Annotated in this window: 15 protein-coding genes; 2 read left to right on the top strand and 13 right to left on the bottom strand. The window is 70.2% G+C overall.

Annotated elements, in window-relative coordinates; genetic code table 11:
- Positions 1 to 15: 15 nt before the first annotated feature.
- The 11 genes from JHW41_RS12230 to JHW41_RS12180 form a co-directional block, all read right to left on the bottom strand.
- Entirely contained in the window at positions 16 to 891 is an 876-nt protein-coding gene (locus JHW41_RS12230; RefSeq protein WP_250450358.1) for a class I SAM-dependent methyltransferase, read from the bottom strand.
- A gap of 64 nt (positions 892 to 955) precedes the next feature.
- Positions 956 to 1,102 (bottom strand): hypothetical protein, encoded by a 147-nt coding sequence (locus JHW41_RS12225; RefSeq protein WP_168356357.1) that lies wholly within the window; start codon positions 1,100 to 1,102, stop codon positions 956 to 958.
- 161 nt (positions 1,103 to 1,263) lie between these two features.
- Positions 1,264 to 1,551, bottom strand: a complete 288-nt coding sequence (locus JHW41_RS12220) for a hypothetical protein (protein ID WP_250450356.1) — start codon at positions 1,549 to 1,551, stop codon at positions 1,264 to 1,266.
- Positions 1,548 to 2,729 (bottom strand): aKG-HExxH-type peptide beta-hydroxylase, encoded by a 1,182-nt coding sequence (locus JHW41_RS12215; RefSeq protein WP_250450354.1) that lies wholly within the window; start codon positions 2,727 to 2,729, stop codon positions 1,548 to 1,550. The genes JHW41_RS12220 and JHW41_RS12215 overlap by 4 nt, the downstream gene beginning before the upstream one ends.
- Entirely contained in the window at positions 2,726 to 4,228 is a 1,503-nt protein-coding gene (locus JHW41_RS12210) for an aKG-HExxH-type peptide beta-hydroxylase (RefSeq protein WP_250450352.1), read from the bottom strand. Before JHW41_RS12210 ends, JHW41_RS12215 begins: the two co-directional genes overlap by 4 nt.
- A gap of 246 nt (positions 4,229 to 4,474) precedes the next feature.
- Positions 4,475 to 4,672 carry a hypothetical protein gene (locus JHW41_RS12205; protein ID WP_250450350.1) on the bottom strand — a complete coding sequence of 66 codons (198 nt, stop codon included), beginning with the start codon at positions 4,670 to 4,672 and terminating at the stop codon, positions 4,475 to 4,477.
- Positions 4,673 to 4,769: 97 nt separating this feature from the next.
- A complete protein-coding gene (locus tag JHW41_RS12200; protein WP_057947702.1) occupies positions 4,770 to 6,182 on the bottom strand; it encodes a replicative DNA helicase in 1,413 nt (470 codons plus the stop codon).
- Between the two features lie 391 nt (positions 6,183 to 6,573).
- Positions 6,574 to 7,026, bottom strand: coding sequence for a 50S ribosomal protein L9 (gene rplI, locus JHW41_RS12195; RefSeq protein ID WP_057947703.1), 453 nt, complete (start codon positions 7,024 to 7,026; stop codon positions 6,574 to 6,576).
- Between the two features lie 167 nt (positions 7,027 to 7,193).
- A complete protein-coding gene (gene rpsR / locus JHW41_RS12190) occupies positions 7,194 to 7,424 on the bottom strand; it encodes a 30S ribosomal protein S18 (RefSeq protein ID WP_031372470.1) in 231 nt (76 codons plus the stop codon).
- A gap of 22 nt (positions 7,425 to 7,446) precedes the next feature.
- A complete protein-coding gene (rpsF, locus tag JHW41_RS12185; RefSeq protein ID WP_057947704.1) occupies positions 7,447 to 7,875 on the bottom strand; it encodes a 30S ribosomal protein S6 in 429 nt (142 codons plus the stop codon).
- A 261-nt stretch (positions 7,876 to 8,136) separates the two neighbouring features.
- The gene (locus tag JHW41_RS12180) at positions 8,137 to 9,945 is read right to left on the bottom strand and encodes a DUF885 domain-containing protein (RefSeq protein WP_250450348.1); all 1,809 of its coding nucleotides are present in this window, start codon (positions 9,943 to 9,945) and stop codon (positions 8,137 to 8,139) included.
- 380 nt (positions 9,946 to 10,325) lie between these two features.
- Here JHW41_RS12180 and JHW41_RS12175 point away from each other — a divergent pair, with 380 nt between their 5' ends.
- Complete coding sequence (locus JHW41_RS12175; protein ID WP_250450346.1) at positions 10,326 to 12,476, top strand: DUF7024 domain-containing protein; 2,151 nt, start codon at positions 10,326 to 10,328, stop codon at positions 12,474 to 12,476.
- A gap of 90 nt (positions 12,477 to 12,566) precedes the next feature.
- Here JHW41_RS12175 and JHW41_RS12170 read toward each other — a convergent pair whose 3' ends face one another.
- Together JHW41_RS12170 and JHW41_RS12165 are read right to left on the bottom strand one after the other, a co-directional pair.
- Positions 12,567 to 12,905 carry a HesB/IscA family protein gene (locus tag JHW41_RS12170; protein ID WP_057947706.1) on the bottom strand — a complete coding sequence of 113 codons (339 nt, stop codon included), beginning with the start codon at positions 12,903 to 12,905 and terminating at the stop codon, positions 12,567 to 12,569.
- A gap of 140 nt (positions 12,906 to 13,045) precedes the next feature.
- Positions 13,046 to 14,212: a DUF2891 domain-containing protein gene (locus JHW41_RS12165; RefSeq protein ID WP_250450344.1), complete on the bottom strand. Its 1,167-nt coding sequence runs from the start codon at positions 14,210 to 14,212 to the stop codon at positions 13,046 to 13,048.
- A 121-nt stretch (positions 14,213 to 14,333) separates the two neighbouring features.
- Here JHW41_RS12165 and asnS point away from each other — a divergent pair, with 121 nt between their 5' ends.
- Positions 14,334 to 15,734 carry an asparagine--tRNA ligase gene (gene asnS, locus JHW41_RS12160; RefSeq protein ID WP_057947708.1) on the top strand — a complete coding sequence of 467 codons (1,401 nt, stop codon included), beginning with the start codon at positions 14,334 to 14,336 and terminating at the stop codon, positions 15,732 to 15,734.
- The last annotated feature ends 175 nt before the right edge of the window (positions 15,735 to 15,909 follow it).

Here is a 15,909-nt window from a genome sequence, read left to right as displayed (position 1 = left end):
CGCCGCGGCCGCGGCTCAGGCCGCGCCGTCGCGCAGGAACCAGGCCGACAGGCTGCGCCGCCACTGCTGGAAATAGGCGCTGTCGCGCTCCGGCGCGATCGTCGCCGCGGCCGTGTCGATGCGCTGCATCGCGCCGTAGCCGAGCCGGGCCATCGCGCCGGCGATCAGGCGTTCGCCGAGCACCACCGAGTAGCCGCAATCCGGACGCCGGTTGTAGCGGTAGTTGCAGCTGTTGACCAGGTTCGGCACCGCCACGCGCAGCTCGGCGACGCCGTCGTCTAGGGTGTCGATCAGGATCGCGCGCGGGCGCAAGTGCGCCATCGCTTCCAGCAGCAGGAACGGATGGGCGGAGTGGTAGAGCACGCCGGCGCAGACGACCACGTCGAACCGGTCCTGCCCCAGGTCCCACAGCGCGTGATGCATGTCGCCGGCGACGATGCCCAGGCGTTCGCCGAAACGCTGACGCAGGTGGCGCACGCAGCGCGGGTTGTTCTCCACCGCGACGACCTGCGCGGCGTGGGCGAGCAGCGCCTGGGTCAAGCCGCCGGTGTGCGCGCCCAGTTCGAGCACGCGCGCGCCGCGCAGTCGTTCGGCTTGGGTATCGATGAGCCAGTGCCGGCGGATCGGCGTGGCGTGGGTGTGGTCGGCCTGTTCCAGCACCACTTCGAAGCGCTGCGCCCAGTGCGCCAGCGGCATGCGGCCGTCGGCGGCGTCGCGGTCGAGCCAGGCGTAGTCGACCGCGTCGGCGTCGCGGCGCAGCACCATCACGGCCTCGGCCGGGTCCGCGCGAGAGCGCCAGATCTCACCGGCGCAGGGCGCCTCCTCGGCGTCGCCCGCGGCGGGATCGGCGAACGACGCGGGCGCCGGGCGTTGCGATTGAAAGTCCTGCATGCGGGCGGCGCCAACCCTGCCGCGCCCTTGCGGGCGCGGCAGGTCCAGCGACTGGCGTTGGGCGTCAGTTGCTCGGCGGGGCCGGCGAGACGTTGTACGGCGGCCACCAGCGGCGCTCGTCGGCCGAGCCCGTGGTCACTTCCGATTCTTCCAGCGCCTTCTTGTTGCTCAACAGGTCCTTCAAGGTATCCAGGTTGGTTTCATTGCTCATGGACGTTCTCCTGTGGAATGGACGTACTGTCTTGCCTTAATCGCTGCGGCGTCCGTGCCGTCGCTTGCTACCTCTTCCTTTCGCGTGGCCCGCCCGAGGGCCGTAATCGGTGGGTCCGGTCGCGGCGACACCGGCCGGGGCCGGCGCGCGCGCCGCCAGGCTCAGGCCGGCGCGGCCTCGATCAGGCGGCTGCCGAGCAGCGACGCCAGGCCGCGCTCGGCGCGGGCCCGGGCATCGCCGCCGCCGAGCTTGTCGCCGGCGAGTTCGGCATAGCCGCGCGCGACCGCATCGACATTGCGGCCGTCGCACAGCTCGAACAACAGCCAGGTATCCAGGGCCAGCCAATGGATGCGCCCGGAATGCGGCGAGAACACCATCAGGCATTCGGCCTGCGGCACCGGGCGCCAACGCACCCCGTCGGCCTTGCGTACGCTGTCGTGTGCGTTCATGCGGCCTCCCGCGCGTCGGCGAACATCGCCTCGTCCACCGGCGCCAGCGCGCTGCGCAGCCAGTGGATCAGTTCGAAACCGCCCGGCGAGAGCAGGTGCGACCACTCGCCTTCGAGCATCTCGCCGAGGTAGCGCGCGCGGTCGATCGAGCGCCCGTACTGGTGGGCGGTGTCGTTGTTGACCACCGACATCGCATGCGCGCGGCTCACATAGGCCAGCGGATCGCCGTACAGCTCGAAGCAGCGCGGGTCGGCGACCAGCGCCGCGGCCTTGAACAGCGACAGGTGCACGTAGACGTGGTACGCGAAGATCGCGCGCACGATCGACCAGCGCACGTTGCGCCATGGCACCTGGATGGTCGCGTCCGGCTCCTTGGCCAGCGACACCGAACGCGCGGCGTCGAACAGCTTCATGTGCAGGCCTTCGTGCAGCAGGCAGCCGGCGATGTCCCAGGGATTGCCGAGTTGGTCGAGCGAGACGAACACGGTCGAAGGGGTCAGGTCGCCGCCGGCGGCCGACAGCACGATCCCGCCTTCCAGTTGCGCCTCCAGCAGCGCGATCGCGCCGACATGGCGCAGCGCCGCCGGACCCGAGTTGGGCAGCAGCATCGACAGCAGCGCGATCGAATCCTGGACCTTCTTCTGCGCGCCCGCGTCGGGGTTCAACAACAGCCCGCGGTTGGCCGGGTTGTCGGCGAAGATGCGGTCGAACGCGGCCTGCAACTGCGCGGCGAACGGGTCGTCGCTGCCGACGATCAACCACATCCAGTGCTGCTCCTGCGACTGCAGGCCCCAGCGCTGCAGCATGTGCGATTCGCACAGCCCCGCCGGCAACGCGGCGATGGCTTGCGGCAACAGCGCTTCGAGCCGGTGCGGCGAGGCCAGTTGGCCGCTCTCCAGTTCGGAGAAGGCGTCTTCGGCGGCCAATCGCACCAGCGGGTCGAAGAAGATCCGCCGCACGTCGGCGTCGGGCATCGTCTCCACTTGCTGCAGCAGCGCCGCGGCCTGCGGCAGGCGCTGCGCGAACAGCTCGGTGCCGAAGCGGTAGCGCGCGTAGACCTTGGCCAGGATGCGCTGCGAATCGCCGAAGTTCGGATGCTGGGCGAGCGTGCGGTCGGCCGCGGCGACCAGTTGCGCCTGCGGCGAGTGGGCGTGGCCCTGGGCGGACGGCGCGCTCATGCGGCCCTCCCCTCGCGCAGCGCGGCGCGTTGGCCTTGCGCCACGATCATGCCGGTGGCGACCAGGCTGTCCAACATCGGCTCGACCTGTTGCCAGGCGCGCTCGGACGCCAGCCCGGCCAGGTCGGCATAGGCCTGGGTCAGATCGCTCTCGCTGCGCCCGTCGCACAACTCGAACATCAGCCAGGCGGCGGTGTTGAGCTTCTGGATCTTGGGCCGGGCCGGATCGGCCGCGAACAGGATGCCGCGGTCGCCGACCGGGCGCAGTTGCAGTTGCGGGTTCTTGGCGTAATGCACCGACGTCGTCGGCGCGCTGGCCGCGACCGGCGCGGGCTCGCCGACCGCGCCGGCCTGCGGCGCGACCGACAGGTCGATCAGCGGCGCGATCGCCGCGCACAGCCAATCGACCATGCGCCGCGCGTACGGAGTCAGGTAGTGCGACCACTGCGTGCGGAACTGCTGGGCCAGGTAGGCCATGCGTTCGTGCCCGCGCGAGAACGGCGCGGCCGAGGCGTTGTTGACCACCGACATCGCATGCGGCCGGGTCGCGGCGCGGTAGCTCTCCGGCGCGCCGTAGACCGCGTGCAGCTCCGGCCCGATCTGCTCGACCGCGGTGCGGAAGATCTGCAGGTGGACGTAGGCGTGGAACGCGAACAGGCAGTTCGACACCGAGATCTCGCGGCCCCACGGCAGCGTCACCATGTCCTCGCGCACCACCGCGGCGCTGGTGCGGACCATGTCGGAGAGTTTGAGATGCACGGCCTCGTGCATGATGTGCACGGCCGTGTCCCACGGATTGGCCAGTTCCTCGGGCGCGATGAAGATCATGCACGGCGTCGAGTCGCCGCCCGAGGCGGTCAGCATCGGCCCGCGCTCGTTGCGCATGTTCGCGAACGCGACCGAATGCAGGTGGCCGAACACGCTGCGCGCGACCTGCGGCACCAGCGATTGCAGCAGCGAACAGGCGCGGTCGAGCTGGGCGACCATCTGCGGCGTCGGCCGCACCAGTTCGGCCTCGCAATGGCCGCCGGGCATGAAGCCCAGGCGCAGCGCTTCGCGCAACGCGTCGGCGACCGGCTCGGAGGCGTCCGGCAGGTCCCAGATCCAGATGCGGCGGCCGTCGAGGTCGGGACCGGCGACGAAGCTGCGCTGCATCGCCGAAGCCGACAGGCTCAGCGGCTGGTCGATGCGCTGCAGCGACTGCGCCAGGCTCCAGGCCAGCACGCCGGCCTGGTGGATCGGCGCCACCCCGGTTTCCAGCCGTTCGATCGCCGCTTCCAACTCGGCGCGCACCAGCAGGTCGCCGAACAGCTTGTCGGCGCGGCGCTCGTCCAGGGCCTCCAGCGCAGGCAGCAAGGCCTGCAGCGCGGCGTCTTCGCGCGCCAGCACCGCCAGCGCGAATCTATAGCGTTCGACGTTGAGCCGAACGATCTGTTGCGAATTGCCGAACTCGTCGTGGGCCTGCAGACCCGCGTCGACTTGCTTGATCAGATCTCTCATGGGAAGACCTACCTCGCGAAATCCAGCGTTCGAGTTGTCGTTGCTTGCGCGTGCGGGACGATCGCGGTGCGACAGGTGCGCTGCGTTCGTCCGACTCCTGGGCTTATAGCAAGAAGATGTCATGCGCTTTTGTGCATGGGCATCGCAAACCGGCAAGTTTTTTTCTGTATGCGGCCCTTGCGGCTGTGCGAGCGCGCGCATGCGAGCGCGATGCGTGACAAAGCGCAAAGCGTGTCGCAAAACGATTCATCGTCGCCGGATGCGCGCGAGGCATCGTCGTCCGATCGCGCGCAATGCGCCCGATGCGGCAAAAGAACTGCGGCTTGCGCGCGCGATCGCCCGTCGCGCCTGGCTCGCGCGCGAGCGAACGCGGACGCGCGTGCGCCGATGGCGCTGCGCTGCAACACGGATTTGCGGCGCGAAGCGCCGGATGACAATCGTCATGCGCGCGACGCCGCGCGGATGCACACGCGCGACGCCGCGGCGACGACGACGCCGGCATGGCGCGCGGGCCGGGGGCCGGCGCCGGCTCGCGCGCGGATTACTCGAAGCTGCCGATCGAGTCGTGGGCGAGATTGTCGAAGCGGGTGTATTCGCCGAAGAACTTGAGCTTGAGCGAACCGGTCGGGCCGGAACGCTGCTTGCCGATGATGACCTCGGCCAGGCCCTTATCGGGCGAGGTCTCTTTGTTGTAGTAGTCGTCGCGGTAGATGAAGATGATGATGTCCGCGTCCTGCTCGATAGCGCCGGATTCGCGCAGGTCGGCCATCACCGGGCGCTTGTCGGCGCGCTGTTCCAGCGAGCGGTTGAGCTGCGACAGCGCGATCACCGGCAGGTTGAGTTCCTTGGCCAGGTGCTTGAGCGAGCGCGAGATCTCGGAGATCTCGGTCGCGCGGTTCTCCTGGTTGCCCGGCACCGACATCAGCTGCAGGTAGTCGATCACGATCAGGCCCAGGTCGTGCTCGCGCTTGAGCCGGCGCGACTTGGCGCGCAGCACGTCCGGCGACAGGCCCGGGGTGTCGTCGATGAAGATCTTGACCTCGCGCAACTGCCGGATCGCGCCGGTCACGCGCGCCCAGTCCTCGTCCTCGAGCTGGCCCGAGCGCAAGCGCTGGGCGTTGACCCGGCCGACCGAGGAGATCAGGCGCAGCGCCAGCTGGCTGGCCGACATTTCCATCGAGAACACCGCCACCGCCTTCTTGGTGCGGAAGGCGACGTGCTCGGCGATGTTGAGGGCGAAGGTGGTCTTGCCCATCGCCGGACGCGCGGCCAGGATCAGCAGGTCGGTGTTCTGCAGGCCGGCGGTCATTTCGTCGAATTCGGTGTAGCCGGTCGGCAGGCCGGTGACCGCGCCGCCGTTGGCGTAGCGCGTCTGCAGCACGTCGAAGGCTTCCGACAGCGCCTTGGTCACCGGGGTGAAGTCGGTGCGCCCGCGCGCGCCGGCCTCGGCGATGGCGAACACCTGCTGCTCGGCCTTGGACAGGATCTCGCTGCTGTCGCGGCCGTCGGGCTGGAAGCCGTCGTTGACGATCTCGGTGCCGACCTCGATCAGCTTGCGCATCACCGCCTTGTCGCGAACGATTTCGGCGTAGGCGGCGATGTTGGCGGCCGAGGGCGTGGTGGTGGCCAGTTCGATCAGGTACGCGCCGCCGGCGACCTGCTCGCTCAGGCCCTGCGAATCGAACCATTCGCCCAGGGTCACCGCGTCGAACGGGCGGCTGCGCTCGGCCAGCTCGCGGATCGCGCGGTAGATCAGCTGATGGTCGCGGCGGTAGAAGTCTTCCTCGACCAGTTGGTCGGCGACGCGGTCGTAGGCGTCGGGCGCCAGCATCAGGCCGCCGAGCACGGCCTGCTCGGCCTCGACCGACTGCGGCGGCACGCGCAGTTGGTCGATGCGCTGCTCGGCGCGGGTCTCGAAACGTTTTTCGCCACGGAATCCGGGACGTGAGCTCATCGGGGAGACGATCCTGGTCGGAGGGCCGCGCTGGCGGCCGGTCTGCGGCGGTGGCCGGGACGTCGCCCGGGGGCTCATCCTAGCGGCCGTCGCCGGCAGGGGGTTGCAGACAAGACGGTGGACAGGCTGTGGACAACGAGTGGGTCGTTTATGCGCCCGTCGCGTCTACGCGGCTAAGACTGGAAGAACATCGCCGAACGGCGGCGAAACCTCCCGGTTCGGCGAAGCCCTGCCGGACGCGGCCGAATGTGGCCGGATCGGCCCGGCGCGGGCCCGAACGTATCGCCGGCACGCACGATCCCGGACTTGCGCTCAAACAAACGAAAGGCGCCTCGCGGCGCCTTTCGCTGGTTCGCGACCGCGCCCGTCGGGCGCGGACCGCGTTGTCGGATCAGGCGGCGTCGCCGATCACGATCACCTTGACGCTGGTCTCGACGTCGGCGTGCAGGTGGATCAGCACGTCGTACTCGCCGGTGCGGCGGATCGGGCCTTCGCCCATGATCACTTCCGACTTGCCGACTTCGAAGCCGGCCTTGGTCAGCGCCTCGGCGATGTCGCGCGGGGTCACCGAGCCGTACAGCTTGCCTTCGGTGGCGGCGTTGGCGGTGATGGTCACCTCGACGCCTTCCAGCTTGGCCTTGCGGCCTTCGGCGCCTTCCAGCAGCGACTTGGCGTTGGCTTCGTACTCGGCGCGGCGGGTCTCGAACTCGGCCAGGTTGGCGGCGGTCGCCGGCACGGCCTTGCCCTGCGGGACCAGGTAGTTGCGGCCGTAGCCCGGCTTGACGTTGACCTTGTCGCCGAGGTTGCCGAGGTTGGTGACTTTCTGCAGCAGGATCAGTTGCATGGGATTGCTCCGTATTCGTTAGCGGGTCTATAGGCCCGCAGCAGGATTCGCTGTCCGAAGAAGCGAGAAGCGAGCGTGGAGGAGCGGGAAGCGAGCGGAAGCGAAGTTTTCTCTCTCCGCTCACTCCTCAAGGCGGCGCAGCCGCCACTCGCTCCCGACAACGCCGATCAGGCGTTGTGGTTGTCGGTGTACGGGATCAGCGCGAGGAAACGGGCGCGCTTGACCGCCGTGGCCAGCTGGCGCTGGTACTTCGACTTGGTGCCGGTGACGCGGCTCGGCACGATCTTGCCGGTCTCGGTCAGGTACTGGCGCAGGGTGTTGAGATCCTTGTAATCGATCTCCTTGACGCCCTCGGCGGTGAACTTGCAGAACTTGCGGCGGCGAAAGAACTTGGACATGGGAATGCGTTCCTAGAAGGGATCAGGCGGCTTCGGTGGTGTCTTCGGCGCTGTCGGCGGAGCCGACGGCGCTGTCGCTGTCGTCGTCGCGACGACGGCGCTCACCGCGCTCGGGCTTGTCGCCCTTCTCGTCCTTGAACTTCATGATCAGCGACTGCTCGGTATCGGCTTCGTCGCGCTTCATGACCAGGTGACGCAGGACCGCGTCGTTGAAACGGAAACCGTCGACCAGCTCGTTGAGCACGGTCTGGGTGACTTCGATGTTCAGCAGGACGTAGTGGGCCTTGACCAGGTTCTCGATCGGGTAGGCCAGCTGGCGGCGGCCCCAGTCTTCGAGACGGTGGATCTTGCCTTCGCCGGCTTCGATCAGCGACTTGTAGCGCTCGATCATGGCCGGGACCTGCTCGCTCTGGTCCGGGTGGACCAGGAACACGACTTCGTAATGACGCATTGCGGTGATTCCTTGTGGATGAAGGACCGCCGACGGCGGCCCCGTTCAGCCCCCCGAGGCCAGCAGCGGCCCGGTGGAGCAAGGGTCCCGGCCCGGCCAGCGGCCGCGCGGGAGCCGGAAAGTATGGCAGCGACAGGCAGTCAGCGCAATTTGCGCGTAGCGGACAGACCGGGACTGCGGCGCCGGGAGCACCGGCGGCCAGGATCGACCGCCCGCACCCGGATCATGTCATTTCTCGAATTAATCTTGTAAGCCAATAATTCAATTCGACTTTTTATTCTTGGACATCGCGATCCAGGCGTCGATCCGTGCTTCCAGCACGCTCAGCGGCACCGAGCCCGTCGCCAGCACCTGGTCGTTGAAATCGCGCAGGTCGAAGCGCTCGCCCAGCGCCTGGCGCGAGCGCTCGCGCAGTTCGCTGATCTTGAGCTGGCCGATCTTGTACGCCAGCGCCTGCCCCGGGGTGCCGATGTAGCGGTCGATCTCGTTGACCACGTCCTGCTCGGTCTTGGGCGCGTTGTCCATGAAGAACGCGATCGCCCGTTCGCGGCTCCAGCCCTTGGCGTGCATGCCGGTGTCGACCACCAGCCGCACCGCGCGCCACATGTCGTAGGACAGCTGGCCCATGCGGTCGTAAGGGTCGTCGTACAGGCCCATGTCGTAGCCCAGGCGCTCGGCGTACAGGCCCCAGCCTTCGCCGTAGGCGACGAAATAGCCGGTGCGGCGGAACAGCGGCGCGTCGGGCAGCTCCAGGCCGCGGGCGAACTGGAAATGGTGGCCGGGCACGGCCTCGTGCAGCGACAGCGGGATCATCTCCCACTTCGGCCGCGACTCGGGCTTGTACAGGTTGACGTAGTAGAAGCCGGCGCGGCTGCCGTCGACGGCGCCGGCCAGGTAGTAGGCGGTGGTGGTGTCGGGCGCGATGTTGTCGGGAATCGGGCGCACGCCGTAGGGCTGGCGCGGGATGATCTTGGAAATCTTCACCAGTTCCGGATCGATCCGCTTGGCCGTGGCCTGATAGGCCTCCAGCAATTCGGCCGGGGTCTTGTAGAAGAACTTGGGATCGGTGCGCAGATAGTGGAAGAACTCGGCCAGGCTGCCCTTGAAGCCGACCTCGGCGCGGATCTTCTCCATCTCGGCGCGGATGCGCGCGACTTCCTTGAGGCCGGTCTGGTGGATCTGCTCGGCGCTGAGGTCGGTGGTGGTGTAGTAGCCGGCGAGGAAGTCGTAGTAGGCCTTGCCCTCGGGCAGGTCGCCGGCGGCGATGCTGGCGCGGGTCTTGGGCAGGTAGTCGCGTTGGAAGAACTCGCCGAAGGCGCGGTAGGCCGGCACCACGGTCTGGGCGATGACCCGCCTGGCCTCGTCTTGCAACTGCGCGCGCTCGGCCGCCGCGACGCTGTCGGGGAAGCGCGCGAACGGCTTGTAGTACGGGCTGCGGGTCGGGTCGTCGACGACTTGCTTGGCGATCTGCGCCGGCACCCGCTGCATCAGCACCCGCGGCGGGGTCAGGCCGGCCTCGACGCCCGCGCGCATCAGCGTCTGGGTCTGTTCGATCATCGCCGGCACCGCGCGCAGCCGCGCCAGCCAGTCGCGGTAGTCCTTGGCGCTGTCGAAGGCCAGCCCTTCGACGATGCCGTCGGCGGTCTGCACCCCGCCCTGCTGGCTCAGCGGCATCAGGTACTCGCGGAACTTCTCGCGCTGCAGCGAGTGCTCCAGGTTCCAGGCGAAGGTGTCGTAGCTCAGTTGGTCCTCGGCCGACAGCGCGGCGCGGTCGATCGCGCGCAGGCGCTTCAGGGCGAGCCGGTCGCCGTCGAAACGGGCGCGGATCGCCTGCAGGCTGTTGTCGGCCCAGCGGTCGTTGTAGCGCTTGTCGCCGTTGTAGCTGGCGCTCTCCGGGCTGTCGCGCAGGCCGCGTTCCCATTCCTGATCGAACAGATCGTGCAAGGCCCGCGCTTGGGGCGAGCGCGCGGCGGCGGTGGCGGACGCGGGCGCGTCCGACGCGGCGGCGGGCGCCGGCGCGCAGGCGAGGCCGGCGGCGATGGCCGCGGCGAGCAGGACGGGACGGAACATGGCGGGACTCCCTGGACGGATGCGGGCGCGAATGCGTTGACGCGGATGCGGCCACGTGGATACGGCGGCGCGGATACGGCGAGCGCAGGAGTCTAGACCGCCGCGGCCCGGCCGGCCGCGTGACGGAAGTCGGGGTCGCCAGCGGCGCGCACGCCGGCGCCGGCCGCCACGCTGGCCGCGCGGGCCGGTTTAGCTATGATTCCGCGCTCGCCCTGCCGCCGCCGCGCGGACCGCATGCGGCCGCCCGCCGCCGGCGTTAGTCCAGCCCGCGCGATGCCTGCGCGCACAGACGCGCGCTCGGCGGCGCAGGCACGGTTGCGATGCCCCTCGCATCCGCCGCGCCGGCACCCGCCCTCCATTTCGAGTCCGCCCCCCTGCCCATGGTTTCCGCCTCCGCCCCGCCCCGCGCCCCTTCCCTGCACCGATGGCTGCTCGGCCTGGGCGGGCTCGCCCTGCTGGCGGCGATGTCGCTGCGCGACCAGAACCTGTTCGCCGCGGTGTTCGCGGACGAGTGGTACTACAGCGCCTACAGCCGCCTGGTGCCGCTGGCCGAGTCCAAGCTGCCCTCGTACCTGTACCTGTGGATCTTCGGCCTTACCCGCCAATGCGGCAGCGAGTTCCTCGACTGCGCGCGCGCGCTCAACGCCGCGATGCTGGTCGCGGCGTTGCCGCTGATCTATCGGATCCTGCGCGCCTACGCCCCGCCGCTGCTGGCCGCGTTGCTGGCGCTGGCCTGCGTGGCCGCGCCGGTGAACAGCTACGCGGCGTATTTCATGCCCGAGTCGATGTACTTCCTGCTGTTCTGGGTATGGGCGACCGCGGCGCTGCGGCCGTATGCGCCGCATCCGCTGCGCTACGGCCTGCTCGCCGGCGCGATCCTGGGGCTGATGTGCCTGGTCAAGATGCACGCCGCGTTCGTGGCGGTGGGCTTCGGCGCGTTCATCGTCGTCGACGCGCTGTGGCCGGGCCGGCGCGACCGGATTCCGGCGGCGATGGTGGTGGCCGCCGCCAGCGCCGGCGCGTTCCTGGCGGTGCGCTTCGGCCTGGGCTACCTGCTCGCCGGCCCCGCGAGCCTGGACTTCATGGGCGAGTTCTACAGCGGCCAGGCGCGCGGCAACGTCGGCGTGCAGTCGGCGGCGACGTTGGCCAAGAACCTGTCGATTTCCTCGGTCGGGCACGGCCTGGCGCTGGCGCTGCTGTTCGCGCCGCTGCTGGTGCCGGCGCTGCCGATGCTGCTGCGTCCGCGCGGCGACGAGGCCGCCGAGCGGGCGCGCAGCGCGGTGCTGTTCGCGCTGGTCCTGCTCGCGACCCTGGTCGCGATCACGGTCTATTTCACCGCCAGCATGGGCGCCAACGAAGCGATCGGGCGCCTGCACCTGCGCTACTACAACTTCTGCCTGCCGTTGCTGCTGCTCGCGCCGCTGGCCTGGCGCGGGGCGGAGCCGGGGGCGGTCTGGCAGCGGCGGGCGCTGTGGGCGTCGGCGCTGGGACTGGCCGCGCTCGCGCTGTTCGCCGGCGCCTACGCGCTGCGGCTGTACCTGCCGGCGCCGGCCGACTCGCCGGAACTGGTGTGGGTCATCAACCGCACCTGGCTGAGCGCGCCGGTCGGCCTGCTCGGCGCCGCCGCGTGCCTGGGCTGGCTGGCGATCCGCGAACTGCCGCGCGCGCGTCTGGCGGCGTTGGGCTACTTCGTCCTGGTGGCCGCGCTCGGCACCGGCGCGGTAACCGTTTCGGTGCGCAACGCCCGCTTCGAATCGGCCTATGTCCGCGCCGGCCAGTGGCTCAACCGGCAGGGGACGCAGCGCATCGCCGACAGCCAGCTGTTGGTCAGCGACGGCTCCGGCCGGTTCAAGACCCAGTTCTATGCCGATTCGATGGACCTGGCGATCCGCCCGGTCGCGCCCGGCGGCGACGCGCAAGCGGCGTTGGACTGGAACCGCGGCACCGCCGTCGCGCTCGACGGCCTGGCCCTGCCGGCCGGCAGCTACCTGGACAAGGAAACCCACCCGGGCTTCGACGTCTACCGGCTGGCGAGCGCGACCACGCTGGAACTGAGCCAGGCGCAGCCGGCGGGCGTGCGCGCGTTGCGCGGGTTGAGCGCGCCGGAAGCGTTCGGGCGCTGGAGCGACGGTCCCGTCGCGGCGATCGAGCTGGATCGCGAGCTGTCCGGCGACGTGCGCGTGGTCGTCGACGCCGCCGCGTTCGGCCCCAACGTCGGCCAGCCGGTGACCGTGGCGCTGGGCGCGTCGCGGCAGCCGTTGGCGCTGGGCGCCAGCGCGGCCCGCCATACCCTGGAGTTCCGCGACGTGGCCCCGACCCGCGAGCTGAGCCTGAGCATCCCGCACCCGACCTCGCCGCAGTCGCTGGGCCAGGGCGAAGACACGCGCCTGCTCGGCGTGGCGCTGTCGCGGATCAGTCTGCGCGAAACCGGCGGCGCGCCCGGGCCCGCACGGGCCTTGCCGGCGCCCGCGCCGACGGAGTGCGTCGATTGCGCCGCGCCGGCCCAGGCAGTGCCGCGGCCGCAGCGCTGACCGCGGGGCAAGGGCCAGAAAATGAAAGCTCCCGCGCGCAGGCGGGAGCCGCAATGCTCGGGAAAGCGGCGCGGACCGCGCCGCCGGACCTCAGGCCGCGTCGGCCGAGGTGGTGAAGCTCTCGCCGCAGCCGCACTCGGCGGTGGCGTTGGGGTTCTGGAACACGAACATCTCGCCCAGGCCCTGCTTGAGGAAATCGATGCGGGTGCCCTCGACCAGCGGCAGGCTGACGGCGTCGACGAAGATGCGCACGCCGTCCTGCTCGAACACGGTGTCGCCTTCGCGCTGCTCGCGGGCCAGATCGGCCACGTGCTGCCAGCCGGAACAGCCGGTGCGGGTCACGCCGAAGCGCAGGCCCAGCGCGGCCGGGGTCTCGGTCAGGAAATGCTGAACGCGGGCAAGGGCGGCGGGGGCGAGGGTTACGGCCATGATGATCTCGAAGCGGAGTGCGGTCGGAAGGGGGACGACGGCGTCGCCGCCATGGTACCAGCGGGCCGCAACGCCTCCGCTACCGGATATGGCGGCTCGGACGACGCATTCAAGCCGCCGCCGGCGCGGCGCCGCCCGGTTCAGCGCCCGCCGGCAGCCGCTGCGGCCGGCGCGGCGCCCTCGCCCGCCGCGCCCGGCGGCGCCAGCAGGTAGGTGGCGAAACTGCCGAGCCAGTGCGCGCCGGCGTAATGCCCGCCGGACACCGCCGCCAGGCCGAGTTCGCGATGCCGCGCCGCGGCCGCGCGCAGGGCCGGCACGCGCCGGTCGCGCGGCGGCAGGCCGGCGGCGATGCCTTCGAGCATCCAGGCGCGGCTGAGGTTGAGCCCGTCCAGGTGGGCGAGCTTGCCGTCGGCCTTGTCCAGGACCACGCCCGGCGCCAGCCAGTCGGCGCGGGCGCGGCGCGGGATCGCCGGCAGGAACCGGTCCAGCCAGGCGCCGAACTCGGCCGGCGCCAGCACCCGCCGCATCAGATCGGCCTCGGCCAGGCACGGCGACAGGAAGTCCTGGCCGGAGGGCTCGTAGGCCAGCGGGCAGTCGCGGTCGCCGAGGTAGTAGTCGCGCGAGCGCGCCAGCAGCGCCTGGCGCAGCGCCCGATCGCCGCTGACCTGGGCCCAGTCCAGGGCCAGGCCGAACGCGAACGCGGTCTGGCTGTGCTCGCCGACGCGGATCGGCCGGGTCAGCTTGGGCAGCCAGCGCTGCAACCGCGCCGCCGCTTCGCGCTCCAGCGGTTCCAGCGCCTGGGCCCAGCGCCGCGCCTGCGGGTCGTCCCAGCCGCGCAGTTGCGCGCCCAGTTGCAGCAGCCAGGCCAGGCCGTAGGGGCGTTCGAAGGATTCGTCGTCGTTGCGGCGCAGGTAGGCCAGTTCGCCGGCGATGTTGGCCGCAGTCAGGTGCCGGTCCAGCGCCTGGCGCGCGCGCGGCGCGAACGGCTCGCCGGGAAAGCGCTGGGCCAGCCGCGCCAGCAGCCAGTGGCCGTGCACCGCCGAATGCCAGTCGTAGCAGCCGTAGAAGGCCGGATACAGCTGCGACGGCGCGCGCGCGTCGGCGGCGCCGTCGAGGCGGTGGGCGATCTTGTTCGGATACTCGCGATCCACGCAGTCCAGCGCCAGGGCGGCGAAGTTCGCGGCCTGGACCGCGTCCAGCTGCGGCGCCGGCGGCGCGGGCGTGGCCACGGCCTGTCCCGCGGCCAGCAACGCCGCCAGCCCCCAACCCGCGCCCGCGCGGCGTCGCCCGTTGCGGCCCTTGCCCATGCCCCGTCCCCTTTGCCGTGATCGTCGCCGCAGTCTAAGGGCCGCGCCCGCGGCGCGCTGCGCCGGGATCATCCGTTATCATCGCCCTCCCTCACATTGCAACGCGCTAAGGCGGCACGACATGACGGTGGTAAGCGTCGAACAGGCACTCGCAGGCAAGATCCCGGCGGGCGGCGAGGTCACGGTACGCGGCTGGGTGCGCACCCGGCGCGATTCCAAGGCCGGGCTGAGCTTCGTCAATGTCAGCGACGGCTCCTGCTTCGCGCCGATCCAGGTCGTGGCGACCAACGAGCTGGGCAACTACGACAGCGAGATCAAGCACCTGAGCAGCGGCTGCTCGGTGATCGCCACCGGCACCCTGGTGGCCTCGCAGGGCCAGGGCCAGAGCTTCGAGATCCAGGCCTCGTCGGTGGAAGTGGTCGGCTGGGTCGAGGACCCGCTGACCTACCCGATGCAGCCCAAGCAGCACTCGCTGGAGTACCTGCGCGAGTTCGCCCACCTGCGCCCGCGCACCAACCTGTTCGGTGCGGTCACCCGCATCCGCCACTGCCTGTCGCAGGCCGTGCACCGCTACTTCCACGAGAACGGCTACTACTGGATCAGCACGCCGATCGTCACCACCTCCGACGCCGAGGGCGCCGGACAGATGTTCCGCGTGTCGACCCTGGACCTGGCCAACCTGCCGCGCGGCAAGGACGGCGCGGTCGACTTCTCGCGCGACTTCTTCGGCAAGGAAACCTTCCTGACCGTGTCCGGCCAGCTCAACGTCGAGGCCTACTGCCTGGCGCTGAGCAAGGTCTACACCTTCGGCCCGACCTTCCGCGCCGAGAACAGCAACACCACGCGCCACCTGGCCGAGTTCTGGATGATCGAGCCGGAGATCGCCTTCGCCGACCTGATGGAGAACGCCCAGGTCGCCGAGGACTTCCTCAAGTACCTGTTCCGCGCGGTGCTGGACGAACGCGCCGACGACATGGCCTTCATCGCCGAACGCGTGCAGCCCGACGCGATCAAGCGGCTGGAGGCGTTCGTCAACTCGCCGTTCGAGCGCATCGACTACACCGACGCGATCGCGCTGCTGCAGAAGTCGGGCAAGAAGTTCGAGTTCCCGGTCGAATGGGGCCTGGACCTGCAGACCGAGCACGAGCGCTGGCTGACCGAGGAACACGTCGGCCGTCCGGTGGTGGTGCTGAACTACCCCGAGCACTTCAAGGCCTTCTACATGCGCCTGAACGACGACGGTAAGACGGTCGCGGCGATGGACGTGCTGGCCCCGGGCATCGGCGAGATCATCGGCGGCAGCCAGCGCGAGGAACGCCTGGACGTGCTCGACGCGCGCATGGCCCAGTTCGGCCTGGACCCGGCCCACTACGGCTGGTACCGCGACTTCCGCCGCTACGGCACGGTGCCGCACGCCGGTTTCGGCCTGGGCTTCGAGCGGCTGGTGGTGTACGTGTGCGGGCTGGCCAACATCCGCGACGCCATCGCCTATCCGCGCGCGCCGGGCAGCGCGGAGTTCTGAGCGAGCCGGAGCGGCGTTGCCCGCTCTACACCGTCGTTCCCGCGCAGGCGGGAACCCAGGGCTTCGTCCAGGCATGGCGCTGAAGTCTCTGGATCCCCGCCTTCGCGGGGAGGACGACTTCCAACGTGCGCGGCGAGCGGCCGGCAACGCGCTCCCCGCGCCTCATCGAGAGGCA

The sequence above is a fragment of the Lysobacter enzymogenes genome, from assembly GCF_023617245.1.
GTDB classification, from domain to species: Bacteria; Pseudomonadota; Gammaproteobacteria; order Xanthomonadales; family Xanthomonadaceae; genus Lysobacter; species Lysobacter yananisis.
This window is presented reverse-complemented; position numbering and strand designations above follow the sequence as displayed.

Coding starts and splice junctions, on each gene's coding strand:
- JHW41_RS12230 (WP_250450358.1), bottom strand. CDS start 891: ATGCAGGACTTTCAATCGCAACGCCCGGCGCCCGCGTCGTTCGCCGAT.
- JHW41_RS12225 (WP_168356357.1), bottom strand. CDS start 1,102: ATGAGCAATGAAACCAACCTGGATACCTTGAAGGACCTGTTGAGCAAC.
- JHW41_RS12220 (WP_250450356.1), bottom strand. CDS start 1,551: ATGAACGCACACGACAGCGTACGCAAGGCCGACGGGGTGCGTTGGCGC.
- JHW41_RS12215 (WP_250450354.1), bottom strand. CDS start 2,729: ATGAGCGCGCCGTCCGCCCAGGGCCACGCCCACTCGCCGCAGGCGCAA.
- JHW41_RS12210 (WP_250450352.1), bottom strand. CDS start 4,228: ATGAGAGATCTGATCAAGCAAGTCGACGCGGGTCTGCAGGCCCACGAC.
- JHW41_RS12205 (WP_250450350.1), bottom strand. CDS start 4,672: ATGACGATTGTCATCCGGCGCTTCGCGCCGCAAATCCGTGTTGCAGCG.
- JHW41_RS12200 (WP_057947702.1), bottom strand. CDS start 6,182: ATGAGCTCACGTCCCGGATTCCGTGGCGAAAAACGTTTCGAGACCCGC.
- rplI (WP_057947703.1), bottom strand. CDS start 7,026: ATGCAACTGATCCTGCTGCAGAAAGTCACCAACCTCGGCAACCTCGGC.
- rpsR (WP_031372470.1), bottom strand. CDS start 7,424: ATGTCCAAGTTCTTTCGCCGCCGCAAGTTCTGCAAGTTCACCGCCGAG.
- rpsF (WP_057947704.1), bottom strand. CDS start 7,875: ATGCGTCATTACGAAGTCGTGTTCCTGGTCCACCCGGACCAGAGCGAG.
- JHW41_RS12180 (WP_250450348.1), bottom strand. CDS start 9,945: ATGTTCCGTCCCGTCCTGCTCGCCGCGGCCATCGCCGCCGGCCTCGCC.
- JHW41_RS12175 (WP_250450346.1), top strand. CDS start 10,326: ATGGTTTCCGCCTCCGCCCCGCCCCGCGCCCCTTCCCTGCACCGATGG.
- JHW41_RS12170 (WP_057947706.1), bottom strand. CDS start 12,905: ATGGCCGTAACCCTCGCCCCCGCCGCCCTTGCCCGCGTTCAGCATTTC.
- JHW41_RS12165 (WP_250450344.1), bottom strand. CDS start 14,212: ATGGGCAAGGGCCGCAACGGGCGACGCCGCGCGGGCGCGGGTTGGGGG.
- asnS (WP_057947708.1), top strand. CDS start 14,334: ATGACGGTGGTAAGCGTCGAACAGGCACTCGCAGGCAAGATCCCGGCG.